This window comes from Ureibacillus thermosphaericus (genome assembly GCF_002370195.2).
Taxonomy (GTDB): Bacteria; Bacillota; Bacilli; order Bacillales_A; family Planococcaceae; genus Ureibacillus; species Ureibacillus thermosphaericus.
Genome location: NZ_AP018335.1, coordinates 330,888 through 356,097 on the forward strand (window position 1 = coordinate 330,888; position 25,210 = coordinate 356,097).

The window sequence follows — 25,210 nt, forward strand, 5'->3', positions numbered from 1 at the left end:
TCATGGATTTGGCTATTATTCCCCCGCGAGAATAACAATCATGAATCAGTGTTGCCCCAAACTGAAAAATAATCCATCTATTTCAAGTACATCTGCTCCACCAACTGAAATTCCAGCATTTCTTTATTACAATAAAAAATGCTACTTTCCCTATATTCTCTATTTCCCTTATTTAGGACTTGTTTTTATTCAATAAACAGTTCGGATTTTTGTAAACTAATTTTACAATATTATTTTAGTAAGATAAAAATTTTTAAAAAAATATCGCCTCCAAAAGGAAGCGATTCGTTCGAATGGGCAAGGCTTTAACATAAACCTTCATTTATCCCACTAAAATATATATCCTAGTAACAACCCAGCTGATAATAAAAAGCAGAAAATTGTGTTCGTCATGGCTGTTGATTTCATGGCAATAGGCATAAACTGCATTTCGCTTTCGCCCTTTTGAAAGCCTCGAATAGCGTCTATAGGTTTTTTTACGCTTAACAGCACTACTAGCGCCCAAGGACTGATGCTTCCCGTCACCACTAATCCGACAATCCAAAGATAGGAGATAATAAAACCGATTTCTAGTAATCTCACTGCATTGGTTCTACCGATTAATATGGCAAGCGTCTTTCTTCCGCCTCTTTTATCTTCCTCAATATCTCGAATATTGTTAGCCATGTTGATTCCGCCTACTAATATCCCTGATGGAATGGAAAGGAGTACTGAAAGCAGCGTGACATCACCTGTTTGAATAAAATAGGCAATTAACACGAAAGCAGTTCCCATTAAAGCTCCTGCAAATAACTCACCAAAAGGGGTATAGGCAATCGGCAGCGGACCACCAGTATATAAATAACCTACCGCCATTCCAAACAATCCGATGACTACTAACCACCAACTAGAATTCGAGCAAATATATACACCAACAATCCCAGCAAACACATATAAAAGAATCGCTACCGCCAATACATTTTTTGGCTTCAAGTCGTGGCGAACGATTCCTCCACCAATGCCAACCGATTCTTCCGTATCCAGCCCTCGCTTGAAATCGTAATATTCATTAAATAAATTTGTCGCAATTTGAAGTGCCAAACACGCAATCATCATCGCCAGAAATAGCAACCAATCGATCTTTGTATCATACAGTGCCATTACCGTCCCTAAAATGACCGGCGCAAAAGTTGCCGTTAACGTATGTGGACGAGTCATCTGCCACATAAGCTTTAATGATGAAATTTCCTGATTCTTTTCCATAACTGGTTTCATCCTCTTTCTATCATTCATGAAAACAATTATAACAAATTCAAATGATTCACAGGTACTTATGAAATGACATGAAAAGAAGCCCACAATTTTATTGTGGACTTATATTCATTAGGCAATCAAGATTCCCCATACGCATAAAAATCTATTTGAATTGTCTTCTGGAATCCAGCCTTTTGATAAACTGATAAAGCTTGTTCATTTTCCATCTCTACTTGAAGGAAAATTTGTTTTGCTCCGCTTCGATAAGCAAAGTCTTTCACCCAGTTCAATAAAGCTGTCGCAATCCCTTTTCGTTGATGGAGGGGATGTACTGCTAAGGAAGTAATCCACTGGTTCATTTCTTCCTTTGAAGTAGTTACAGTTCCGACAACTTCCCCATCCTTTTCTGCAACCCAAATCACTCTTCCTGGAACTTTTGTATTCAATTCAATGAGTTCGATTGTTTCTTCCCTGAGGTCGCCAAATGTTTCTCTAAATATTTCAACAAGGGGTTCCAAATCCGTAGATTCGTTATACGGTCTTATATATATAGAATCATTCATTTCAACCATTTCCGCTTGCGCTTCAAAAGTCGCTTCCGAAAAGCTATATGTATATCCGTATTTTTCAATGATTTTTCTTCCGTATAGGTCATTTTCTAGGACAACTACTAATTCTCCAACAGCGTGTCGATCTTTAAAAGCTTTTGATAATAAACTAAGTAATGCATCATCTATGCCTGTTTGTCTGTACATAGGATCAACTAGCATGGTCCATTCATATGTATCCAAACCAATTCGATCTACCGCCGTAATAAAACCAACTAACTCATTTGTTTCTTCATCGTAAGCAAGGATGCAAAATCCCCTGCTATATGTTTTATTTAATAAAGGTAGATTTAAAGCATAGGAATAAGGGCATTGGTCCACTTCTGTTGCAAATCGAGATAAATTTTGAATTTCTTGATATGTTTCTTCATCTATAGGTAACGATGTAGTCATAAAGGCAATGTTCATCTTTAATACTCCGATCTATTTCTTTTACTTTTAACATTTTAGACAAAGCATTCGCCCACTGCAACAAGCTGCATCACATTCCCATAAATTACGTCATTCGCTCTTTTTCACCTTTTCTCTCAAGTTTCATCGCTTCATCCATTCTTCGTTAATAAAACGTCAAATATTTCTAAAAGTAGCCGTTTGAAAAGTCATGTAGAGACGGCCGAGTGCAGTTGTATCCGTTAAAGTTTCGGGCGTTTTTCAACTCCCCTTGAGATATATAGCTTGGACGAATTTCACCCATTTTTATCATAAGGAAATATCCTAAAAAGGTATTGTTTGCCAATTCAATAATGTGTAAAATGTATATATATAATATATACATTTTTTTCGAGAGAGGTTTTTGCATGCAAGTTATAATTTCGAACCAATCTAAAGAACCGATTTATAGGCAAATTTATGCTCAAATAAAGAAACAAATTTTAACGAATGAACTAAAACCTGGCGAGTCCCTGCCTTCCATGCGTCAATTAGCGAAGGATTTAAATATAAGTGTCATTACAACAAAGCGAGCATATGAAGAACTTGAAAATGATGGCTTTATTTACTCAATAGTTGGAAAAGGATCGTTTGTATGTGAACAAAATAATGAAATGATTCTGGAAAGGAAAATGAAAGTCATTGAAGAACAACTTTTATCTGCAATTCAAAATAGTAAAGAAGTAGGGATAGAATTAGAAGAATTAAAAGAACTTCTTACATTGTTATATAAGGAGGATACATGATGGAAAATGTAATTGAATTACAGCATGTATATAAGGCTTTTAAAGGATTTGAATTGAAAGACTTATCTATCTCAGTTAAGAAAGGCTTTGTTACAGGGTTTATTGGTGGTAATGGGGCAGGAAAATCCACAACCATCAAGCTGATAATGAATTTGTTAAAACCGGATAGTGGAACAATTTCTATTTTTGGTATGGATTGTATGGATTATAAAAAAAATGAAAAAGAAATAAAACAACGAATCGGCTTTGTGTTCGATAGTAACATTTTTTATGAAAATATTACATTGGCTGAAATGAAGAAAATTATTAAACCTGCCTATCGTAAATGGGATGATACCTTATTTAATCAATATGTAGATATGTTTGAACTGCCTTTAAAGAAAAATTTAAAAACCTTTTCAAAAGGGATGAAGATGAAAGCCTCATTAACCATCGCATTATCCCACCATGCTGAGTTAATTATCATGGATGAACCGACATCGGGATTAGATCCAATCATTCGCAGTGAATTATTAAATATCCTACACAACCTTATGCAGAATGGAGAAAGAACAATCCTTTTTTCAACGCACATTACGACAGATTTAGATCGAATAGCAGATTATATAACCTTTATTCATAATGGGCAACATATCTTTACAAAAGAGTATTATAAAATCGAAGAGGAATTCGCAATAGTAAAAGGAGGAACGAATCTATTAGATCGTGATACAGAACAAGAATTTATCGGAATTCATAAAACTAATCACGGATTCCGAGCATTGACAGCGAATAAACAACGTACAAAAAATATTTTTGGTGATACGGTCATTATAGAGAAACCGACACTTGAGGATATTATGCTATATACAAAGAAAGGGGAAGAGAGATGCTAAATCTTATTCGTAAAGATATGATATTACAGAAGAAAACATTGCCATTCATGTTGTTATTTTTGTTTGTCTATTTATTTGTAAATGTTTCTACTTCTTGGGTGGCTATCGTTTTTTGTATTGTAATCATCATGAATGCTTTTCAAACGGATGAAACATCGTCAGCTAATCTGCTTTTAAATTCTTTACCATATACACGAAAGGAAATTGTCAGTTCAAAGTATATTGGTGCGCTAATTTTTATTTTTCTTACTCTGCTGACTATTTTTATAGGAAATTGGATGATTCATAGAGAAATCATGCAATGGGAAATATTATTGTTTATTACGAGCATTGTAATGGGTTTAATTTCATTTGCTTTCCCATTTTCTTATCTATTTAACAGTAAATATTTATTAATTGGATTTGGTGGTGTGTTTGTTGTTTATATGGTTACCCTAAGCTTTATACCTAATTTGAATGATAGAGTAAGAGAGCTAGTCCAAACGGTACTATCTTTGGATAATTCCCTGTTTTATCTTGGCATAATATTATCGGTTGGGCTTCTTTATGTTCTTTCGTGGATACTCTCGATTCGAATATATAGTAGAAAAGTTTTTTAGAGACGATTGTTAAAAGGATTTTTAAAATTTGACGTAACATCTAAAAGGTGCTGAAAATAAAATTATGGAAATGTTTGAAATCAGGTTACGAGGCTGGGACATAACGAATAAAGTGAACGAGCTGCAAAAAGCTTTTTTGTAAAAAATTGATTGGAGTGACGGGGCGAGTGTTTAGAAAGTTACACCTTTCTAAACTCCCCCTCCTTTTGATTGTTTTAACATATTTGCATAAATTCCATCTTTTTCGATTAATTCTTGCTGAGACCCCGATTCTGCAATTCTTCCGTCTTTCATCACAAACACGATATCTGCATGACGAACGGTATTTAATCGATGGGCGATGACAAAGCTAGTTCGTCCTTTCATTAACTCCTCTAATGCCTCTTGAATTTTCTTTTCCGTTACAGTATCGATGCTACTTGTCGCTTCATCCAATAACAAAATTGCAGGATTTGCTAAAAATGCTCTTGCAATGGATAACAATTGTTTTTGACCTTGCGAAATTTCACTACCATCCGCTTTTAACACCGTGTCATAGCCTTTTGACAACTTCATAATGAAATCATGAGCATTGGCTTTTTTTGCTGCATCCACCACTTCTTCATCGGTTGCATCAAGCCTTCCATAACGGATATTTTCTCGAACAGACGCTTCGAATAAAAAGGGATCTTGCAACACAAAAGCCATTTGTCGTCGCAACGTTTGCCGCTTATAATCGCAAATATTCTTTCCATCAATGAGAATTTCACCGCTATTTGCATCGTAAAAGCGGGCAATCAATAACATCGTTGTCGTCTTCCCGGCTCCAGTAGGCCCAACAAGCGCCACCGTTTGACCTGGTTGAACACGGAAATTCAAATTGTGCAATGTATCAGATTTGTTTTTTGACTCGTATTTAAAAGACACATTTCGAAACTCTACTTCACCTCGAATTTGGTAATCATCAGGTAGGTTTCCTCGGTCTTCTTCCATCTCCTCATCCATAATCGAAAATACTCGTTCAGCCCCTGCAATTGCTGATAATACGGTATTGATTTGGTTCGCTAAATCATTTAATGGTCGGGTAAATTGCCGGGCGTATTCTGTAAAAATCACAATAGTTCCGATTGTTACCCACCCGTAATAAGCAAAAATTCCTCCGATTCCGGCGATAATAGCAAAACTCATATTGTTTAGAAAATTAAAGACTTTTGGAATATAACCTGAATATACAAGCGCCCAAAATCCAACGTTCTTTAGACGTTTACTTTTCATATAAAAATCCTGTTTCACGTGGTCCTCTTGAGAAAAAGCCCTCACAATACTTTGACCAGAAATCGTTTCTTCAATCATCCCGTTTAAATCTCCGAGAGCTGCTTGCTGCGCTTTAAACAACTTGCTTGTTCTTTTCGTAATCCATCTCATTGCTATAAACATAAGCGGGATGACGATCATTGTAATGAGTGTTAAAGACGGGCTTAAATAGAGCATCACGATGATTGTGCCGGCAAGGGTTAAAAAGCTTGAAAACACTTGAATAAAAGATGTATTTAACGTAGCACTCACCGTTTCAATATCATTCGTCAAACGGCTCATAATTTCTCCATGTTGCCTTTTATCAAAATAAGAGATCGGGAGCTTTAACAAATGTTTAAAAGCACCAGTCCTCATTTTGTATACCGTTGTTTGTGCAATGCCTACCATCCAATAGTTTTGTATAAATAATGTCACTGCATAAACAATGTACACACCAATCAGCACACCAATCAGCGGAACCATACGTTGAAATTCTTTCGGAATAACAAAATGGTCAATGATATACCCCATCAAAAAAGGTCCTAATAACCCGGCAATCGAACTGATGATGACCATGATGAAAACTGCAATCAACAATCCTCTTTGCTCATCCACCAATTGCCAAATGCGAAGGAGTGTTCTTTTCCAATCGCTTGCTCTAGGACCTTTGTGCTTTTTCTCCACGTTACGTAAATCTTCTTTCGTCAAAATCGGTTCGTATCCAAAAGGTTTTTTGAACATTTCCATCATTCATCACCTACCTGTTCCTCTTGGGTGCTGGCAATTTGTTGATAAAGCTTGCTACTTTTCATCAATTCTTCATGTGTACCGATAGCAACAATCTTTCCTTCATCTAACAATACAATGCGATCTGCCCCTTTTGCTGTATGGATTTTTTGAGTCACAACGAGCATCGTCGCCTCTGTATCCTTTAATGCATCCCATAAAGCAGCTTCCGTCTTTACATCGAGAGCGCTTGTACTATCATCTAAAATTAAAATTTGCGGCTTTCGAATAATCGCCCTTGCAATCGATAATCTCTGTTTCTGGCCACCGGATAAATTGACGCCCTTTTGGCCAACCCGTGTTTTATACTGTTCAGGAAAATTGAGTATCGTATCGTGGATTTGCGCCTTTGTCGTAGCAGCTACAACTTCACTATGTTTTGCCATTCTTTTCCCCCACTTTACATTATTTTCAATCGAACCGGTAAATAACAATGCCTTTTGGGGAACATAACCAATCATGTTACGCAAATCCTTCAATGACCAATCGGAAATATTTCTTCCGTTAACAACAATTTCTCCTTTAATGGGTTCATAAAAACGGGGAATTAAATTAAGTAACGTGGTTTTGCCAGAGCCAGTCGTCCCCATTATCGCCAATTTTTCTCCTTGCTTTACTTCGAAAGAAATATCTTGAAGGACTAATTTTTTCGTATTTGGATACTTAAAGGAAACACCTTTAAAACGAACCGTTCCGAATTCCTCTTTCGGTGTTTCCGTCCCGCTTTTTTCTTCTTCCAGCCCCTCTTCCATGACTAATATTTCCGCCATTCGTTCACTGGAAGCTTTAGCTCGAGTAAACCCGTTTAAAATAAAGGCAAACATTCCGAAGTATCCTGTAATACGTAAAGCGTAGTTGACAACTGCCACTAATTCCCCCACTTGCGCCTCGTTCATGCTGACTTCTCGTGCACCATACCAAATAGCAAGCAGTAAACTCACATTCAGCACAATACTCATGATGGGCATCATTAACTCCATCATTCGAAGAGCTTTCATCGTATCTAGTTTTAAATCTTCGGCTATCCGGTTAAATTTTTCCGTTTCGTAGGCATTTCGCATATAAGCTTTCACTAAATAAATCCCTTGTAAACTTTCTTGAAGCGCACGATTCACTCGATCCATTCGACGTTGTACTTGTCCAAATAAAAGACTCCCGTTTTTTACAATTATATATAAAAAAATAGCGAGAAACGGTGTACCAATCATTAATATCATCGCCATCTTGGCATTAACGAAAAACACCATTACAAGGCTCAGTACAACCGCTAAAGGAGCACGAATCATAATGCGCAGACTCATAAATAAAATGCTTTGTACTTGTTGAACATCGTTGGTGAGCCTTGTAATCAAACTGGATGTTGGATATTTCAAAAAAGTTGTCATGGAGAATGATTGAATTTTTCTAAATAAAGCATTTCGTAAATCCAAAGCAAAACTTTGTGCCGCATGTGCAGCGAAATATGTATTTACAATTCCGCATAAAAAGGCTAAAGATGCAATTCCTATCAACATGCATCCCCATAAGAAAATCACATGAAAATCCTTTAAGACAATACCTTCATCAATAATTTTGGCGATGATGATCGGTTGTGCCAATTCAGCTACAAGTTCTAACAACATTAATCCTAAGGCAATTAGCGCAAACCATTTATATGGCTTTAAATAACTCAAAACAACTTTCACAAACCCACCCCAATCTATAAAACAACGCCAATTCAATTTTAATCAATGTGCATTGCTTCCAAATATTTGAGAAACAGTTTATTATGGAATTCTTACTAAATATTCACCATGCTAATTTTTATTGTATTTTTCCGCTTTTTCACTCGCTACTGAAATCCACGTTACGCATGCTAACATAAGAAGTATTCCAATTACTTGCCATAGACCAAATCTTGTTGAAAATACAATCATCGAAATAACCATCGTAGTGAGCGGCTCCATTGTGGATAATATACTCGTTAATACCGGGCTAATATAATTCATGCTGCTTAAAAACATAACAAAAGCTGCGGTACTAAAGAAAATGATACTAAACATAGAAAACAATAATTTAAAATCGAAGAGCAACCCCCATTCATCGCTTTGCCAAATAAACGACCCCATTCCTAACACGACTCCACCAATCAACATTCCCCAACCAACTACAAGTAAAACCCCCCACTCTGCCATTAAACGTGCAGGATATAACGTATAAATAGCGAAAGTAATTCCTAGTACAAGACCCCAAAAAAGCGCTTCACGACTAACCAATAACTGATCAATTTTCGCGTTTGTTAGTAACAAAAATAAACCAAGCAGCGTACCAAGAACACCTAATATTTGGTATTTAGGGGGCCATGTTCGAACTTTAATAGATGTATAAGCAAGAATAAAAAGTGGCCCTAGAAACTGCAATAGTGTTGCAAAAACCGCATTGCTACTTTGAATGGTCATTGTGAAAGAATATTGTAGCCCAAGCATACCGGCTACGCTGTATATAACAAGTTGGCGACTCCAATATTTTGTTTTCCAAACAGCTAAAACCGAATTATTGGTAATCTGTAAAAATGATAAAATCGCTACTCCAGCAACAAGCAATCGAACAGTAAGAAAAAAATTCACCGTCATACCTGAATCTTTTAAAATCCACTCTGTTAGTGGCCCTGTTGCCCCCCACAGCATTGCTCCTATGATGATTAATATAATTCCTTTTAAATGTTGCATAGCATGAACTTCCTTTTTATAATATAGAATTATTATTGTAACAATTTACTATTTTTATAGGCCCATTTTAGTATCATTGTTTAATGTCAAAAAATTGATAGTCCTACAATAGTGACTATTGACTTCAAAATAATTTATAATAAATATGGTATAAAATTACGGTATGCAAGGAGACGGAATTAGGATGAACCTTAATATAACGCAAAGCCATGATGAAAACTTGCTACTGAAAGCTCCCTTCCCATCTTTTGCATTAAATGTAAGTGCAGATACAATCACTTGGAACACCATATGTGAACAATATTTTGGTTACACAAAACAGGACTTTCAGAGTGTTGATTCATTAAAAGAACGATTATTTTCTACTTTATCTGAAAATACTTGGCAGCGCATACTGAATGCTCAAGAATACATTCGATTAAATCATATACAACTGATTCATCAAAATGAAACGCTTATCAAAGCAGACGTAATCGTTATTCCATGCACGATTAACAACAATCGTTGCATTGTTTTTTATTGCTTGCCAGAACAACAATTTTCTCAATTAGGAGAATCGGACCAAGAACTATCTGATTTAAAGAGTGGGCTTCTCTCATCCTTTATGATGGTTACGTTAGATTATGAAGGATTTATTGTTAGCTGTAATCCTTTATTCTTAAAAACAAGTAAATGGACGCCAAAACGAGTGTTAAGAAAAAGCTTTTGGCAACTATTCCCTGATACAGAAGAAAGCCATGAAATAGCAGATACTATATGGAATACTATCTCTCAAGGGAAAGTTTGGCAAGGCGATGTACAAAAAATGAAAAAAACCGGTGAAACTTATTGGGTTCATTTAACTGCCATTCCCACTTATTCTCATAGTGAACAAAAATATCGCTACACATTAATAGAGCAAGATATTACAAATGAAAAAGAATTGCAACATAAACTCGAAAAAATTGCTTACGTTGATGCAGAAACTGGTTTAATGAATGTCCATCGCTTAGAAAACGTTGTAAAAGAAATGATTGCAGAGCAACAACAATTTTACTTCGTTTATTTGAGTATCGATAAATTCTACACGTTGAAGGAACTTCATCATGTTGAGCTGGACAACAACTTTATTTTAGAGTTCACGAAACGCTTAAAAATTTACTTCCAGGATAGTTTACTCGCTCGCATAAACGAAAGTGATTTTGTTGTGATTACTCCCCTTGGCGAATGGTTTATCCAAGGATTTTTATCCTATTTAAAACAAAATCCAATTTACCTTGGCAATCGTGCAATGCCGATTACAATCAGCGGTGGAATTACTCGTTCTCCGCAAGATCAATCGAACTTTACTCAATTAATGAACGCTTCTCTTGCAACGATTGCTAATGTTCGCGAAGCTGGTGGAGATAATATATTATCTCTTTCTGAAGCTGCCCATAAAAAATTAAATCGGAAATCCATCATTGAAAAACGTTTGTTAATGGCGCTCGATCAGCATAATTTAAAGGTATTGTATCAGCCACAAGTAGATTTAAAAACAGGACAAATTTATGCGGTCGAAGCTCTTGTGAGATGGGATGACGAAGAAATTGGCGTAGTTAGTCCCGACGAATTAATCCCAATTGCTGAAGAAACTGGTTTAATTAACGATATCGGTTCTTTTGTGATTGAAGAAGCATGTCAACAAGCAGCTAAATGGAAAAAACAAGGCCTCGAATTAAAAGTAGGGATTAACTTATCTGTTCGAGAATTTAGGGATAAAAACATGGCAAAATTCATATTAGATACATTGACGAAAACAGGTTGTCCTGCTCATCTCATACAAATCGAAATTACAGAAAAGTTTGCATTAGAAGCTGAAGCGGAAACATCCATCATTCAACAAATGCGTAAATTAGAAGAGGAAGGCATTACCTTTGTATTGGACGACTTTGGAACAGGTTATGCTTCATTCCGATACATGCAACTTTTACCAATTAATACATTAAAAATCGACCAAACTTTTGTTCATTCACTTACGCAATCCGAAAAAACGCAACGCTTAATTAAGGGCATTGTTCATTTCGGAAAATCCATGAACTTGACAGTGTTAGCTGAAGGTGTAGAAACAAATGAACAAAAAGAACTGTTAGAACAATATGAATGCGATGCTATACAAGGATTTTTAATCAGTAAACCTGTTACAGCAGACAATATACCTCAGCTTTTATCTTCTTAAATAAAAAAGGCTACTCCTTAGTGTTTTGAGTAGCCTTTTTAAATAATGCATTTATTGTCGTCTTTTATTTCGACTAAAAGATTGCATAGAAGTCAGACTATTCCTCATAAATTGAACGAATAATTGAAATATAACTTCAGAAAAAACAATCCCCATAGCAATTGCCCCTGAAATTAAAAACGCACGAATTCCGGTTTCCAATCCTAAAGTATAATTTTGCTCCACAAAATAACGCAATGTATTATATGCAAGCCCACCAGGTACTAAAGGAATAATCCCTGAGACAATAAAAACAATCATCGGAGATTTTAATCTTCTTGCAAATCCTTGTGCACAGATTGCGACAACGAAAGCCCCTAAAAAAGAAGCGAATACTTCTGTTAATTGTAATTGCAAGGCACTATAAAAAATCATCCATCCAACAGCCCCGACTAATCCGCAATAAGGAATCGCTTTAATCGGAGCGTTAAAAATCACACAAAGACTCGCTGTTGCAAGGAAACTAAAAATCAACTGAATTACATATTCCATATCCATTACTCCTTAATAAAATGCCACAACCACTGCAACACCCGTACCGATAGCAAAAGCCGTTAAAAACGCTTCTGTCCCTTTCGCAATGCCAGCGGTTAAATGACCCGCCATCATATCTCGAACAGCATTTGTAATTAATACCCCAGGAACGAGTGGCATCACGCCACTAATGATAATTTTATCGATTTCATTTCCATAACCGAGTTTAACAGTAGAAAATGCCACGAGCGCAATGACAAAAGAAGCGAAGAATTCCGAGAAAAATTTCACTTTCGTTAAATGTTGAATGGCCAATAATGCAAGGTAACCTGTGCCCCCTGCTATAAAAGCTGCTGGCATATCAAACCAAGTCCCTTTAAATAAAATTAAAAAGCAAGCACTTGATACGGCAGCCATTAAAATTTGCAACCAAATTGGCAAAAAATAATTTGTTTTTTGTATCATTCTTAGCTCGTCATACGCTTCATCTAATGTTATTATTTTAAGTGTAAGCTTCCTAGAAACATTATTTACTTTCGCAATTTTATGCAAGTCTGTAATACGGCTTGAAATGGATATAATTTTTGTTTTTTGTTGTTTACCAAGGGAAAGAATAATCCCCGTAGGTGTTACATAACTTTGGGCGTCTAAATTTTGGGAGCGAGCCATTCTGAGCATCGTATCCTCTACTCGATAAGTCTCAGCACCGCTTTCCATCATAATTTGTCCCGCTAACAATAAGCAATCTAACGCCAATTCATCATTCTTTTCATTTACCATTGTTTTATTCTCCCTTTCTTCTTTGCATCATACCGAACGGAAAGGCAAATCTCAAGTACATATCTTTTTCAACTTAAATAAAACCACCTTTTGATAACTATAGAGAGGAGAGCCATAGATGAGACAGCGGAAGTCAAAACGCCGCGCATGGATTGACTTAATATTGATTGGTTCCATCATTGCGTTAACTACGATTATTGTTATTACAATTTCCATAACGGGACAGTTTAAATTCCAAAAACCAACCGTTTCTGCTACAACAAAATATCCGGAGATTCCCTCTCTAATTGATGAAACAGATTCAAAATTTCCGGAAATCCGAATCGTTTCCGAATCGTCAATGAATAGCTTAATACCATATTCGATAGATTACCCAAAAACACCTTTTGATCTGGTGAATGAACAGATTACTAAATACATAAAAGATTCGAAGCGAGATTATATCACTTCACTAAACGAGAAAAATCATGTAAATAAAGTAAAAACGATTGGTGACTTAGACATCTCCACAGAAATTCACCTATTTAACAATCAGTTTTACTCAATCGTATTAAAGAAACGGCTATCGCTGAACCGAGTTTCTTATAAAGAAACCTATAAAACCATTGTATTTAATAAAGAAACCGGAGAGTTAATCGATTCTAGTACATTATTAAACAAAGATATCGGGCATTTAGGTTTGTTAGCTGAATTCATTCAAGCTGAACTAAAGGAATATTATGGTAAAGAAATAATCGATGAAAAACTAGTGCAAACAACAGTACCTAATTGGAATAATTTCAATCGCTTTGCCATAACGAGCGAATCGGTTATATTTTACTTTAACCAAGGAGAACTTGCTGAAGAACATGCAGGTCCTGCAACGATTAATATCCCAATCTATTACTTGAATCCTATTTTAGCATCCGCATTCCAAAGCGAAGTGAAAAGCAATGTAACTATTGTGACTCCTAAAACAGACCGCAAAAAAGTAGCTTTAACTTTTGATGACGGACCACATCCACAAGTGACGATGCAAATCTTAAACACCCTTGAAAAGTACGGTGCAAAGGCAACGTTTTTCATGCTTGGAAAACAAGTGGAAAACCATAAAAATATCGTACATGAAGTGTTAAATCGCGGTCATGAAATTGGTAACCATACATATAACCATCCAGTATTAACGAAACAAAGCACCTCTCAAGTTTCTTGGCAAGTCGATTATACAAGTCAAGTGATATATGATGTGATTGGAGAATATCCTACTCTATTTAGACCTCCTTATGGTGCTACTAATTCATACGTTGAAAGTTTAATTGATGTACCTGTTATTTTATGGACAATTGATACTTACGACTGGAAATACCGCGATTCAAATAAATTATTGCCAATCATAAAAGCAAACTTGCACGATGGAGCAATCATATTAATGCACGATATTCATCAGTCAACAGCAGACGGGCTTGAAAGCGTATTAGCATATTTGCAACAAGAAGGCTATGAATGTGTGACGGTAAGCGAAATATTAAACATTCATTGAATATGAAAAATCCCCTTAGCAATGATGAAGCTTGGGGATTTTTTGTATTTATGTAGAAACAACTTGGTAGATTGTGTCCATGTGTGATGTACTATCTACTTGTGCAGATGCATCTCCCACTCATGTAGATAGGACTGCACTGGTGCGGATGTTTACCTCCCTCGTGTGGATAGGACTCGCACTGGTACGGATTTATACTTCGCTTGTGTGGATATCCCTCTACTTGTGTGGATACTTTCTCCTCTCGTGCAGATTGTCTATTCCATCTGGATATTTCCTCTGCTAGTTCTGATCACTTATCTACTCAAGTTGATTTACTTGTAATATTCCCTTCTTAATAAAAAATCTGCTCTTCAACCAGAGCAGATTTTTTGAACTTATTTGATTTTCATTTGTCCAATTGGTTCAAAAGTTTTCAAATCATAGCTTTTTATTTCTTTCGGTGATATTGTATACAAGGCATCATCAATATACACTAAACGAGATATGCTTGATTCCCAATCTTCATACAATTCATTGGCTTTCGCAGGTGTAATTAAGTTTCCTTTTAACTGAATCCCCTTCTCCGTGGTAATTTCGTACACTAACGCACCCAATCCTTTATATTTCACATCGTCATTCTTTCCTTCTTCATACAATATCACTGGGAATCCATAATAATTTAACGCTTCATTTCTAAAGAGTGCTTTGTGATTATATTGCACTTCCGAATAAGTTCCGCGTCCTCCAATAATAACCATATCTTGTTCTTTTGGATTCGCGAAATCAGATACATCAAATAAAGAAATTTTCATTCCCTTTGTTACAGTAAACGGTTCCTTCGACCATGAATCCATCCGTTGTTCTGTATCATAACCGATTCCAATTAAATGGTTTTCATCAAGCGGATGTAAATAGTTGCTGAAGCCCGGAATTTTTAATTCACCTAATACTTTTGGATTGCTCGGTTCTGCCGTATCAATTACAAAGAGTGGATCTGTCTCTTTAAATGTCACAATATACGCCTTATCGCCCATAAAACGAACGGAATAAATGCGTTCGCCTTTCGCTAAACCTGTAACTTCTCCGACTTTCTTCAAGTTCTCATCTAAAATGAATAGATGGTTTTTGGAATTCGCTTGACTGCCCCAAGCAACTCCTTCCGTTGTTGCAATGCGGAAATATCCGTTATGTTCATCCATAGAGAATTGATTTAATACATTCCCTTTCACTGTACCTGTCCCAGTAAATTCAATATTTGTTCCATCAATTGCAAATTTATAAATGTTCGTTTTTGGCTCACCTGATTGTATAGAAGCTATCGACTTTTCTGTTTCAGAATCAGAAGTCGTCACTCTTAAATCGATTGGCAAAGGCACTGCCATTCCATAATCAAAAGCTGTTAAATATAATGCATTTTTAGACATGTATAGAGTAGAACTACTTCCTAAATATCCTTTAGTATTTACTTCTTTAGATGTTAAATTGTTCAAATCAATCGCTGAAATAATAGAATAAGATGGTTCTGTAGAGCTTGGAATAATCGAGATTTTCTCAATTTCCAAAGGGTTGGATTCATCATCTTCAACAATGTATGGTCTTAGCTCGACCTCTGCATCTTTCATTATCCAATAATTTGGTGTATAGTTTGAAACAATGTAAAGTACACCGTTATATTTACGAACACCATTCATGTAACCTTCTTGACCAAATTCCTTTACCAGTTTTGGCTTGGAAGCGTCACTGACATCATAAATCGCTGCTTTTGTAAACGTTTTTCCGCCATAATATTCTTTATGGCTATTTCGTGGATCTTCTACAAATTCATCCAATAAGATGATTAAATAATTTCCTTCTTTCATTAACTGATGAGGATAGCCGTTGCCTTTTAGTTGAATCGTTGCAACCTGTTTTAAGTTTTTCGGATTTTGTGCATCAACAATTTTAATTTGCTGTTCTACAGTTGTATAAATATATTTGCCATCAGTAATAACGACATCGCCCTCATCAATACCTTCGACTTGATTATTCGTTGTCGAATGGTTTCCTCCACTTGAAGCAGTATCTGCTTCAGTTGATTGTTTCATCTCAACACGTTCTTCTTCAAAAAATTCCCATTTAACTCCGTTTTGATTATGCTTATTAAGCAATGTTTGGAAGTATTCCTCTAATTCTTTAACGGACTTTATGGATTCCAACTTTTCAATCACTTCAAATTCAATTTTTTGATTCTTTAAATTTACCGAAGATTTTCGGAAGGATTTATCTTCAATATGAAGAATGTATTTGCCTATTTTTAAATTTTCAACCGTTAATGTGCGTTGGTTTTTGCTTAATGTAACCGTTGCGTCCACTTTGTTTCCATCTTCATCAGTAACGTACACTTTGCCGCGTTGAATTGCCTGTTCATCTAATGCATGGGAAAGATGAACATCATAAGGCTGCCCATAAAAAACGACGGAAGCTGCATTTACTTCAACCTTTTTTCCGAGCAATATGAAGCTCAGAAACACCCCAAAAACGAGTAGAATGAATCCACTTGCCAAGATCTTGGTTTTATTATTCATCCCATTTCACTCCTTTTTCTTCTTTTTATCGATTAGACTGCCAAAATTCTATATAGTTACATCATTTTAAACGAATTTTCAATTTTGCCACTTTTATTTTTTATGCTATTAAATAAGAAAAAGAAAAAACGTGAAGCATTACACTTCACGTTCTAGTGGACATCCAAGTCTTGTTAAAAAAGCAAAAGAACGAATGGGAAAACTCGTTCTTTTCTCCATTCGCTCTTTATACAGAACATTCAGACAAATAATTTTAGAACACCTTTTTACCATTTTACAATCGATGAACGATGAGACGTTTCTTTAATTATAACGCCGCGTTTATTCATTTTTTCAATAAACTCTTTACCTGGTACAATCATTTCTGGTGGGAACACACCACGTTGTGAAATTGTTCCTTCACCAATCATAATCGCTACGGAAGCAATCGTACCAGCTGTTGCCTGTGCCATTGCCGTCACTTCTGAATTTTCGTCGCGTTTTAAAATCGTTTCATATTCGTATGTGACTTGCTCACCAGATTTTTCACCAACGATAATTGCTCGTAGCACTACCGCATCTTGTTTTTTACCTAAGTACAATTTTTTCTTTAGCGCTTCTCGAACAACGCTGCGTACTTTCACTTCGACACCATCTACATTGACAACATTATCTCGATCGAAGAATCCTAATTCTCTCAATAACTGGAACTTTTCAGCATGCCCTTTATAGCGAACTGTTTTATACTCAAGAGTTTTCACATTCGGGAATGTTTTGTATAATGTTGAAGTTCCACCAGAAGTATAGAATGCCTCTAATGTTCCAAATTGATCGAAGTAAATAGGTTCTACTCCTGAGAGTGACTCCACTTTCACCAATTGTCCATCACGAATAATTTTAGCTGGCTCCGTATAGTGGTCGATGACACCTTCAAGGGAGAAGACGCGAGTATAGTTTAATGGAGGTTCAGGTTTTACCGGAATTCCCCCAACATATAGTTGAATGGACTCTACCCTATCCAATTTCGAAGCCCCGTATCCAACTAGAATATTAATCATTCCCGGTGCTAAACCTAAATCTGGAATAATCGTTACATTTTTTTCTTTTGCTTGTTCATCTAATTTCAGTACATTTTCTGTTACTTCCCCTATATGTCCCCCTAAATCAACAGAATGTACGCCAACATCAATTGCAGCATTTGCTACACGTTCATTAAACTCATAGAACAATGCGTTAACACACACGTCTCCTTTTGAAATAATATCACGCAATTGTTGTTCGTCTTCAGCATTACAATACACTGCTTCGATTTTTTGTAAATTTGCTTCATTGATAAAATCATTTACCATTTCAATATCTAAATCTGCTAAATAAACTTTTTCTACTTTGTCGCTTGCACTTAAATCTCTCGCAATTTCTCTCCCCATTAGTCCTGCACCTAACACTACTACTTTCATTCCAAACATCCCCTTTTCTTTTTATTTATCTGTATCAATTTGTGCACGCTGAAGCTTGCCACTATAGTCTACATAGATGCTTTTCCATTCTGTAAATACGTCTAAAGCGGCTTGACCGGAATCTCGATGGCCATTCCCCGTTCCTTTTGTTCCCCCAAATGGTAAATGAATTTCAGCACCTATTGTACCTGCATTCACATACACAATCCCCGTATCTAAATCTCGTTGCGCTTTAAAAATTCGATTTACATCTTGAGAGTAAATGGAACTGGATAAACCAAACTTCACGCTGTTATTGACTTCAATAGCCTCATCCAAGCTATTTACCTCAATAATGCTTAATACCGGTCCAAAAATTTCTTCTTGAGCAATGGTCATATCAGGATTAACATCTGTAAATATGGTTGGTTCAAAGAAAAACCCTTGGTTATATGGTGGTGTTGTAATAATTTCTCCACCAGTTAATAATCTTGCGCCTTCATGTTTGCCGATTTGCACATAATGATAAATTTTTTCTAAAGCTGCTCGATTAATAACGGGTCCGACTTTTACATTCGGATCAAGACCGTTGCCAATCGTTAAATTACTAAGTGCTGCTACTAACCTTTCTTCCAATTCATTTTTCACATTTTTGTGAACAATGACTCGGCTGCAAGCGGTACATCTTTGCCCTGTTGTACCGAAGGCGCTCCATAGAATTCCTTCCACAGCTAAATTTAAATCTGCATCATCCATTACGATAATGGCATTTTTACCACCCATCTCAAGGGAGACTTTCTTCAAATGTCGGCCACCTAATTCTGCGACTTTGCGTCCTGTTTCGTTTGAACCTGTAAAAGAAATCACTTTTACATCTGGATGTTCTATAAGTGCCGTACCAACCGTAGAACCTGACCCAAATACAATATTCACAACTCCTTCAGGCAGGCCAACTTCTTCAAAAATTTTTCCTAATTCATACGCCATGAGAGGGGTTTCGGTAGAAGGTTTCCAAACAACTGTATTACCAGCAACAATCGCAGGAAATGACTTCCACGTAGCAATGGCAATAGGGAAATTCCAAGGTGTTATAATGCCAACAACGCCGACGGGACTTCTTACACTCATCGCAAATTTATTTGGTAATTCGGAGGGAGTCGTCTCACCAAACAATCGTCTGCCTTCACCCGCCATATAAAAAGCCATATCAATGCCCTCTTGCACTTCGCCACGGGCTTCTTCAATCACTTTCCCCATTTCTTTTGTGAGGATTTGAGCTAGATACTCTTTCTTTTCCTTTAATTTATAACCAATTTCATATAAATATTCAGCTCGTTTAGGAGCTGGAATGAGAGCCCATTCTTTTTGAGCTTGTTTTGCTGAACGAACAGCTTCTTCCACTTCATTCTTCGTTGAAAGAGGGACTTTCGCTAATTCCTCACCTGTTGCTGGGTTAATGACTGCAACTTTTTCTAAATCTTGTTCAATCCAACGGCCATTTATATAGTTTTTTAAGTCCATAACACCCTCCTTATATTTTTAATTACTTATTGTACTATTATTCAACATTTTCTCGATAATCCCTTTTTTTCTCAACAATTCATAAAATGTCTTGAACTAGTTGAAACTTTATCCAAAGGGAAACGTATGAAAATATCGTATATATTAAGTAAATGCTAAAGGAGGCAAGGACATGAATAATCATGAAATTGATTACAAATTATATGGCGATGATATGCAATACGTTGAAGTGGAACTAGATCCGAATGAAACAGTTATTGCTGAAGCCGGGAACTTAATGATGATGGATGATGGCATAAAAATGGAAACAATTTTCGGTGATGGATCTTCTAAAAGCGGTGGAGGATTCATGGGGAAATTAATGGGAGCTGGGAAAAGGCTCCTAACGGGGGAAAGTTTATTTATGACGACCTTCACAAACGTTGGCATGGGGAAAAAAAAGGTATATTTTGCAGCTCCTTATCCAGGTAAAATCATCCCAATGGATTTAAGTAAATTAAATGGTAAAGTAATTTGTCAAAAGGATGCTTTTTTAGCTGCGGCAAAAGGGGTTTCCGTCGGCATCGAATTTCAACGGAAAATCTCCGCTGGGTTCTTCGGTGGAGAAGGATTCATCATGCAAAAACTTGAAGGGGATGGCATGGCGTTTATTCATGCAGGCGGTGCCATTCATCAAAAAGAATTACAGCCAGGTGAAGTTCTTCGAATCGATACAGGCTGCTTTGTCGCAATGACTTCAGAAGTGGATTATAGCATTGAAGCTGTTGGTGGCATTAAAACCGCTCTGTTCGGTGGGGAAGGAATCTTCTTTGCAACTTTACGAGGCCCTGGTACTGTTTGGATTCAATCATTACCATTCTCGAGACTTGCAAGCCGCGTATTCGCAGCAGCTCCTGTTTCCCAAGGCGGAGGAGGAAAAGATAAAGGTGAAGGCGGTATAGGCGGTTTATTTAACTTATTTAATGATTAAAAGATGCAATTTCCAATATTTTTAATGTTGGTTGTGTGTATTGCTCACTCTTGTGTGGATGACTCCACTACTCGTGTGGATGGTTACTCAACTCGTGTGGATATACTCTCATCTTGTGCGGATAGCACTCCTACTCGTGTGGATACATCTTCATCTTGTGCGGATGGCACTCCAACTTGTGTGGATATGACTTACACTTGTGCGGATGATATTTCTACTTGTGTAGATGGTTACTCATCTCGTGTGAATAATGCTCACTCTTGTGTGGATTGCTCCCCTACTTGTGTGGATACATCTTCATCTTGTGCGGATCGTTCTTTACTTGTGTGGATAGGAGCTAATCTTGTGTGGATGACTCCCCTACTCGTGTGGATACACTCGTATCTTGTACGGATGATATCTCTACTCGTGTGGATATGACCTAATAATAAAAGGGCCTCTCCTTATTTAAGGAAAGTGCCCTAAATTCGAATATCAAAGCCTTATCTTTTCTCAGCTATTTCTTTATTTTATTCGTTCTGTATTTCACAATTTAATCGAATAATTCTAACCCTTCTTAATAGTAGAGCTGCCAGTACAATTGGTATGAATACTAATTAAGTTACAACTAAATCTCCTTGTGTACACCCTAATCTTGTGCGGATAGTTCCCCTGCTTGTGTGGATACGTCCTCAGCAGTTGGTCTCCGTATTCATTCGCTTATTATACCAAAAGTGGGATGCCTAGATGTTTTGATGATGCTTTGTTTTCATAAATCCTAAATAAATTCTTATTACCAACTCCAATCCTAAAATAGAAGTAAAGAAAACGAATCCTTATGAATGAAAGTGATATTTAATATCCAAAATTCCCCTTTTATTCATTCTATATGAACAAAGTATGATGTCAACCTGCTTAAAATCCTCTAATTACAATGTTTACCCAGCTTGAATGGATATGATCTAATCTTCTGTGGATGGCACTTCAACTTGTGTGGATACTTCCTCTTCTTGTGCGGATGATATCCCTACTTGTGTGGATACACCCTCTTCTTGTGCGGATGACACTCCATCTCGTGTGGATACACCCTCTTCTTGTGCGGATGACACTCCAACTCATGTGGATAATACTCACTCTTGTGCTGTTGGCACCCTAACTCGTGTGGATATGACATTACAACACAAAATTGTACATTCTACACTTATTTGTAGTCATAATAATTAAAAAAACCCTTTCCCACTTAATGAGAAAGGATATTTTCATTACATTACGAATAATACCGCAATCAATACCGCTGCCAACACTAAACGGTAAATAGCAAAAGGTACTAATCGAATACGAGAAATTAATTTTAAGAAAAATTTAATAGCAATTAACGCAAAGATAAATGCACTAATAAATCCGACAGCATAAAACCAAAAATGATCAGGATTAATTTGATCCCAGTTTTTTACTAAAGATAATCCACTAGCTCCTGCCATAATTGGAACAGCCATAATAAACGTAAAGTCCGATGCCGTTTTATGGTCAAGCCCCATCATCACCCCACCGGCAATCGTCGCACCAGAGCGGGAAAAGCCTGGCCATAAAGAAAGACATTGAATTAATCCAATTTTAAATGCTTTACCATAAGATAATTTGTCTAATGAAGTAACTGCTGGTCGTTTTGGTCCAAATTTATCAGCAATAATCATCCAGAAAGCACCTAAAACTAACCCAACAATGACCGTTTCGGTTGTGAATAAATGTTCGTCGATAAAATCTTCAAACAATACGCCAAACACGCCAGCTGGAATAATTCCCACAATTACGTGCATTAAATTAAAACGTTTCGAATATTCTTGTCCATCGATTTTGTATAAACCAACAAGACTTAACATACGTTTCCACATGACGACAACGACCGCCAAAATGGAACCAAGCTGAACAACAATTTTAAATGTATTTGCGGACCCCTGTCCTAAAAATTCCGTCGTCTTTAACCATAGGTCATCCACAATAATCATATGACCTGTAGATGAGACAGGAGCAAATTCCGTCATCCCTTCTACAAACCCGAGGATGAGTGCTTTTAATAATTCAATGAATTCCATAAGACGTAATTCCCCTTACTCTCTTTTCACTCAATTTACAATACACGATACTTTCTAAAATGTCCATCACTTAAAAAACGTAATAATTCCATTTTGGTTTCCATCTTTAATAACCCTTACTACATTATTTATTCTTCCGCTAAAGTATTCCAACTGAATTGACGAACGAAATAAAAGAAAAAGGTTGCGAATTTCATATCGCAACCTCTCCATTATTCTGCAGTCACCGTCACAACAACTTTAAATAAATCACCATCGACGCTAATTCTCAATTTTCCATTATGCATATCCACAATCGATTGAGCGATGGCAAGTCCTAGGCCAGAACCTTCCGTATGACGCGACTCATCCGCTCGTTTAAAACGTTCTGTTAATTCCTCTACGTTATCACCTAACTCATAGTTTGCAATATTTTTCACAGCTAATTCAGCAACTGAATCTACCTTTTTCAATGTAATATATACCCTAGTACCTTTTAATGAATATTTCAATGCATTTACAATTAAATTATCAATCACTCGCCACCATTTTTGTCCGTCAACATAGGCATAAAGGGGCTCATTTGGTAACATAACGCGAAGATCTAAATTCGCTTTTTCAAAAGCTTCTTTATGTTCACCAATCGCCTGCTGTAATAGCTGTGTTAAATCAATTCGTTCTTTTTTTAATTCCACGTTCCCGCTAGACATTTTCGACACTTCAAACAAATCTTCAATAAGCGTTTTTAAACGGTGGGATTTTTTCTCTAATATTTCGATATATCTCTTCCGCTCATTCTCTGTAATATTGGGGTTTTTTAATAAATCTGTATAAGTAATAATTGATGTGAGTGGTGTTCTCAAATCATGGCTCACATTTGTAATTAATTCCGTTTTTAATCGTTCACTTTTCGCCTGTTCGCTTAAAGATTTCCGAACCCCTTCTTGCAACTCGTTTAAATTCTGTGCATGTTGTGCAAGCGGTGATTTCCCTTTTACCTGTACTTCTCTCGTCAAACGTCCTTCTGCCATATCTTTCGTTTGCTTCATAATTCGATTCAAATACCCTGCATTTCGTAAAAAGAGAATCAAGGCTGGTAATGCAATGAAGATAAACAGTATTGCATAAACTAATAGAAAAATTGGCTCTATGAAAACAATCGCAAGCCCGAATCCTGCCAAAAATGCAACCGTTAAAATTGCCAAAGCTTGTATTCCGATTGACCGAGATAAAAATAAATCTTGGATGCCGTCAGATAAACGATAAGCTAATGATCTTTTCCACTCATATTTAATATTTTCTTCATTGTTCACGGATTCCCAAGTCCATAGTGCTCCCAAAATACTAATGCTTGTAAAAATATAAATTAATACTAAGTCGATTGCTAAATGAATGCCGATTTGAATCCATTCATGATTCATGTAATAATAATTGAACCGGATGAAATTACCTGTAATGTCAAATATTAAAGACGTAATCAGTATTGCAAATAACGTTGCTGCAATACGTAAGTCAATCGGCATTTTTAAAAAGTATTCTTTTAAGCGGTTTTCAAATAAAAAGTCTCTAAAGGACGGCTTCGCTACCGTCATCAACCCAACAATCGCCAATAAAGAAGTAGCCCAAATGCTATAAAGTATTATTTTTACAGTCATAAACACTTGATAATCTTCTTTAAATTGAGTATTCTGCATCATCGATTTTGGAATGATGATAGTACCTTCATAACGAGATACTTTTCCTTCAATCGTCATCTCTGGTTTCATAATTGTGTAGTCATATTCATTTGGGGAAATCGTTCTTGAACTGTTTACGACTAAATACGAATTTTTATCTCCAAAATTCTCTTTAAACACCGCTTCCGCATTCACATCGCCAGATTGAAAGGTTTCTCCCGTTTCAATATTTCGTAAACTGTAAGCAAAGTAATTATACTCATCTAAAAACGCCTTTTTATTTTCATTCTCTAAAACAGCGTACCGGTGAATAATTGCCTCTTTTTGCTTTCGAATTTTTTCTTCTACGTGACTATCATCCTGAAAGTTTTTCTTAATATCTTCAATTTTTTGATCCCGTTCTTGTAGAAGCAATTCTTTCAATTCCGGATCGTCAGCAGCTTGTTCAATTCGTTCTTGATATTGATGTTTAATATTTTCCACTTGATCGGTTAGCGACCCAAAATAATTTCGGTGATATTCAATTTCCTCTTTTGTTACAGTAATTTGCTTTTTTGCCTCTTCCACATCAAACGGATCTAATACATATCGCCCTATTTCACTTTTAAAAGTTTCTAAATTTCCTTTAAAGGAATTCGAATCAAAGTAAGATTTTCCGATATATTGCGATCCATAAGTAATTAATAAGAAAACTGAAAAAAGAGTCCAAGATATAAGAAAAAGAGAGAGGAGTATTTTACTTTTTTCTTTCATAACATTTCCT

Annotated in this window: 20 protein-coding genes; 7 read left to right on the plus strand and 13 right to left on the minus strand. The window is 36.2% G+C overall.

Annotation, left to right across the window (positions count from 1 at the left end):
• Positions 1 to 330: 330 nt before the first annotated feature.
• Together UtA1_RS01600 and UtA1_RS01605 are read right to left on the minus strand one after the other, a co-directional pair.
• Positions 331 to 1,242: a 1,4-dihydroxy-2-naphthoate polyprenyltransferase gene (locus UtA1_RS01600; RefSeq protein ID WP_096549834.1), complete on the minus strand. Its 912-nt coding sequence runs from the start codon at positions 1,240 to 1,242 to the stop codon at positions 331 to 333.
• A gap of 128 nt (positions 1,243 to 1,370) precedes the next feature.
• Positions 1,371 to 2,249 carry a GNAT family N-acetyltransferase gene (locus UtA1_RS01605; protein WP_096549835.1) on the minus strand — a complete coding sequence of 293 codons (879 nt, stop codon included), beginning with the start codon at positions 2,247 to 2,249 and terminating at the stop codon, positions 1,371 to 1,373.
• Between the two features lie 389 nt (positions 2,250 to 2,638).
• On the opposite strand from UtA1_RS01605, the gene UtA1_RS01610 reads away from it, so the two are divergent.
• From UtA1_RS01610 to UtA1_RS01620, 3 genes are read left to right on the plus strand one after another with little or no spacing between them, the layout of a single operon-like run.
• Positions 2,639 to 3,016 carry a GntR family transcriptional regulator gene (locus UtA1_RS01610; RefSeq protein WP_016837682.1) on the plus strand — a complete coding sequence of 126 codons (378 nt, stop codon included), beginning with the start codon at positions 2,639 to 2,641 and terminating at the stop codon, positions 3,014 to 3,016.
• Positions 3,016 to 3,891 carry an ABC transporter ATP-binding protein gene (locus tag UtA1_RS01615; RefSeq protein ID WP_096549836.1) on the plus strand — a complete coding sequence of 292 codons (876 nt, stop codon included), beginning with the start codon at positions 3,016 to 3,018 and terminating at the stop codon, positions 3,889 to 3,891. Before UtA1_RS01610 ends, UtA1_RS01615 begins: the two co-directional genes overlap by 1 nt.
• The gene (locus tag UtA1_RS01620) at positions 3,885 to 4,490 is read left to right on the plus strand and encodes an ABC-2 transporter permease (RefSeq protein ID WP_096549837.1); all 606 of its coding nucleotides are present in this window, start codon (positions 3,885 to 3,887) and stop codon (positions 4,488 to 4,490) included. Before UtA1_RS01615 ends, UtA1_RS01620 begins: the two co-directional genes overlap by 7 nt.
• A gap of 189 nt (positions 4,491 to 4,679) precedes the next feature.
• On the opposite strand, the gene UtA1_RS01625 is transcribed toward UtA1_RS01620, so the two are convergent.
• From UtA1_RS01625 to UtA1_RS01635, 3 genes are all read right to left on the minus strand, one after another.
• Positions 4,680 to 6,512 carry an ABC transporter ATP-binding protein gene (locus tag UtA1_RS01625; RefSeq protein WP_096549838.1) on the minus strand — a complete coding sequence of 611 codons (1,833 nt, stop codon included), beginning with the start codon at positions 6,510 to 6,512 and terminating at the stop codon, positions 4,680 to 4,682.
• The gene (locus tag UtA1_RS01630; protein ID WP_096549839.1) at positions 6,512 to 8,236 is read right to left on the minus strand and encodes an ABC transporter ATP-binding protein; all 1,725 of its coding nucleotides are present in this window, start codon (positions 8,234 to 8,236) and stop codon (positions 6,512 to 6,514) included. The genes UtA1_RS01625 and UtA1_RS01630 overlap by 1 nt, the downstream gene beginning before the upstream one ends.
• Before the next feature lie 111 nt (positions 8,237 to 8,347).
• Positions 8,348 to 9,259: a DMT family transporter gene (locus tag UtA1_RS01635; RefSeq protein WP_096549840.1), complete on the minus strand. Its 912-nt coding sequence runs from the start codon at positions 9,257 to 9,259 to the stop codon at positions 8,348 to 8,350.
• 184 nt (positions 9,260 to 9,443) lie between these two features.
• Here UtA1_RS01635 and UtA1_RS01640 point away from each other — a divergent pair, with 184 nt between their 5' ends.
• On the plus strand, positions 9,444 to 11,456 hold the full coding sequence (locus tag UtA1_RS01640; protein WP_096549841.1) for a GGDEF domain-containing phosphodiesterase: 2,013 nt from the start codon (positions 9,444 to 9,446) through the stop codon (positions 11,454 to 11,456).
• Between the two features lie 51 nt (positions 11,457 to 11,507).
• On the opposite strand, the gene UtA1_RS01645 is transcribed toward UtA1_RS01640, so the two are convergent.
• Positions 11,508 to 11,987: a threonine/serine exporter family protein gene (locus UtA1_RS01645; protein ID WP_016837675.1), complete on the minus strand. Its 480-nt coding sequence runs from the start codon at positions 11,985 to 11,987 to the stop codon at positions 11,508 to 11,510.
• Positions 11,988 to 11,999: 12 nt separating this feature from the next.
• Entirely contained in the window at positions 12,000 to 12,749 is a 750-nt protein-coding gene (locus UtA1_RS01650; protein ID WP_096549842.1) for a threonine/serine exporter family protein, read from the minus strand.
• Between the two features lie 118 nt (positions 12,750 to 12,867).
• Here UtA1_RS01650 and UtA1_RS17565 point away from each other — a divergent pair, with 118 nt between their 5' ends.
• On the plus strand, positions 12,868 to 14,268 hold the full coding sequence (locus tag UtA1_RS17565) for a polysaccharide deacetylase family protein (protein WP_096549843.1): 1,401 nt from the start codon (positions 12,868 to 12,870) through the stop codon (positions 14,266 to 14,268).
• A 377-nt stretch (positions 14,269 to 14,645) separates the two neighbouring features.
• Here UtA1_RS17565 and UtA1_RS01660 read toward each other — a convergent pair whose 3' ends face one another.
• From UtA1_RS01660 to UtA1_RS01670, 3 genes are all read right to left on the minus strand, one after another.
• Positions 14,646 to 16,814 (minus strand): beta-propeller domain-containing protein, encoded by a 2,169-nt coding sequence (locus tag UtA1_RS01660; RefSeq protein ID WP_096549844.1) that lies wholly within the window; start codon positions 16,812 to 16,814, stop codon positions 14,646 to 14,648.
• 266 nt (positions 16,815 to 17,080) lie between these two features.
• Complete coding sequence (locus tag UtA1_RS01665) at positions 17,081 to 18,250, minus strand: saccharopine dehydrogenase C-terminal domain-containing protein (protein WP_096549845.1); 1,170 nt, start codon at positions 18,248 to 18,250, stop codon at positions 17,081 to 17,083.
• 21 nt (positions 18,251 to 18,271) lie between these two features.
• Positions 18,272 to 19,750 (minus strand): aldehyde dehydrogenase family protein, encoded by a 1,479-nt coding sequence (locus UtA1_RS01670; protein WP_096549846.1) that lies wholly within the window; start codon positions 19,748 to 19,750, stop codon positions 18,272 to 18,274.
• A gap of 172 nt (positions 19,751 to 19,922) precedes the next feature.
• On the opposite strand from UtA1_RS01670, the gene UtA1_RS01675 reads away from it, so the two are divergent.
• Positions 19,923 to 20,720, plus strand: coding sequence for a TIGR00266 family protein (locus UtA1_RS01675; protein ID WP_016837669.1), 798 nt, complete (start codon positions 19,923 to 19,925; stop codon positions 20,718 to 20,720).
• Positions 20,721 to 20,723: 3 nt separating this feature from the next.
• Entirely contained in the window at positions 20,724 to 21,140 is a 417-nt protein-coding gene (locus UtA1_RS01680; protein WP_145986152.1) for a hypothetical protein, read from the plus strand.
• Positions 21,141 to 21,661: 521 nt separating this feature from the next.
• On the opposite strand, the gene UtA1_RS16930 is transcribed toward UtA1_RS01680, so the two are convergent.
• From UtA1_RS16930 to UtA1_RS01690, 3 genes are all read right to left on the minus strand, one after another.
• Positions 21,662 to 21,808 carry a hypothetical protein gene (locus UtA1_RS16930; RefSeq protein ID WP_172597805.1) on the minus strand — a complete coding sequence of 49 codons (147 nt, stop codon included), beginning with the start codon at positions 21,806 to 21,808 and terminating at the stop codon, positions 21,662 to 21,664.
• 153 nt (positions 21,809 to 21,961) lie between these two features.
• Positions 21,962 to 22,792 (minus strand): undecaprenyl-diphosphate phosphatase, encoded by an 831-nt coding sequence (locus UtA1_RS01685; protein WP_016837667.1) that lies wholly within the window; start codon positions 22,790 to 22,792, stop codon positions 21,962 to 21,964.
• Between the two features lie 212 nt (positions 22,793 to 23,004).
• Complete coding sequence (locus tag UtA1_RS01690) at positions 23,005 to 25,200, minus strand: sensor histidine kinase (RefSeq protein WP_096549847.1); 2,196 nt, start codon at positions 25,198 to 25,200, stop codon at positions 23,005 to 23,007.
• Positions 25,201 to 25,210 lie beyond the last annotated feature (10 nt).

Coding starts and splice junctions, on each gene's coding strand:
- UtA1_RS01600 (WP_096549834.1), bottom strand. CDS start 1,242: ATGGAAAAGAATCAGGAAATTTCATCATTAAAGCTTATGTGGCAGATG.
- UtA1_RS01605 (WP_096549835.1), bottom strand. CDS start 2,249: ATGAACATTGCCTTTATGACTACATCGTTACCTATAGATGAAGAAACA.
- UtA1_RS01610 (WP_016837682.1), top strand. CDS start 2,639: ATGCAAGTTATAATTTCGAACCAATCTAAAGAACCGATTTATAGGCAA.
- UtA1_RS01615 (WP_096549836.1), top strand. CDS start 3,016: ATGGAAAATGTAATTGAATTACAGCATGTATATAAGGCTTTTAAAGGA.
- UtA1_RS01620 (WP_096549837.1), top strand. CDS start 3,885: ATGCTAAATCTTATTCGTAAAGATATGATATTACAGAAGAAAACATTG.
- UtA1_RS01625 (WP_096549838.1), bottom strand. CDS start 6,512: ATGGAAATGTTCAAAAAACCTTTTGGATACGAACCGATTTTGACGAAA.
- UtA1_RS01635 (WP_096549840.1), bottom strand. CDS start 9,259: ATGCAACATTTAAAAGGAATTATATTAATCATCATAGGAGCAATGCTG.
- UtA1_RS01640 (WP_096549841.1), top strand. CDS start 9,444: ATGAACCTTAATATAACGCAAAGCCATGATGAAAACTTGCTACTGAAA.
- UtA1_RS01645 (WP_016837675.1), bottom strand. CDS start 11,987: ATGGAATATGTAATTCAGTTGATTTTTAGTTTCCTTGCAACAGCGAGT.
- UtA1_RS01650 (WP_096549842.1), bottom strand. CDS start 12,749: ATGGTAAATGAAAAGAATGATGAATTGGCGTTAGATTGCTTATTGTTA.
- UtA1_RS17565 (WP_096549843.1), top strand. CDS start 12,868: ATGAGACAGCGGAAGTCAAAACGCCGCGCATGGATTGACTTAATATTG.
- UtA1_RS01660 (WP_096549844.1), bottom strand. CDS start 16,814: ATGAATAATAAAACCAAGATCTTGGCAAGTGGATTCATTCTACTCGTT.
- UtA1_RS01665 (WP_096549845.1), bottom strand. CDS start 18,250: ATGAAAGTAGTAGTGTTAGGTGCAGGACTAATGGGGAGAGAAATTGCG.
- UtA1_RS01670 (WP_096549846.1), bottom strand. CDS start 19,750: ATGGACTTAAAAAACTATATAAATGGCCGTTGGATTGAACAAGATTTA.
- UtA1_RS01675 (WP_016837669.1), top strand. CDS start 19,923: ATGAATAATCATGAAATTGATTACAAATTATATGGCGATGATATGCAA.
- UtA1_RS01680 (WP_145986152.1), top strand. CDS start 20,724: ATGCAATTTCCAATATTTTTAATGTTGGTTGTGTGTATTGCTCACTCT.
- UtA1_RS01685 (WP_016837667.1), bottom strand. CDS start 22,792: ATGGAATTCATTGAATTATTAAAAGCACTCATCCTCGGGTTTGTAGAA.
- UtA1_RS01690 (WP_096549847.1), bottom strand. CDS start 25,200: ATGAAAGAAAAAAGTAAAATACTCCTCTCTCTTTTTCTTATATCTTGG.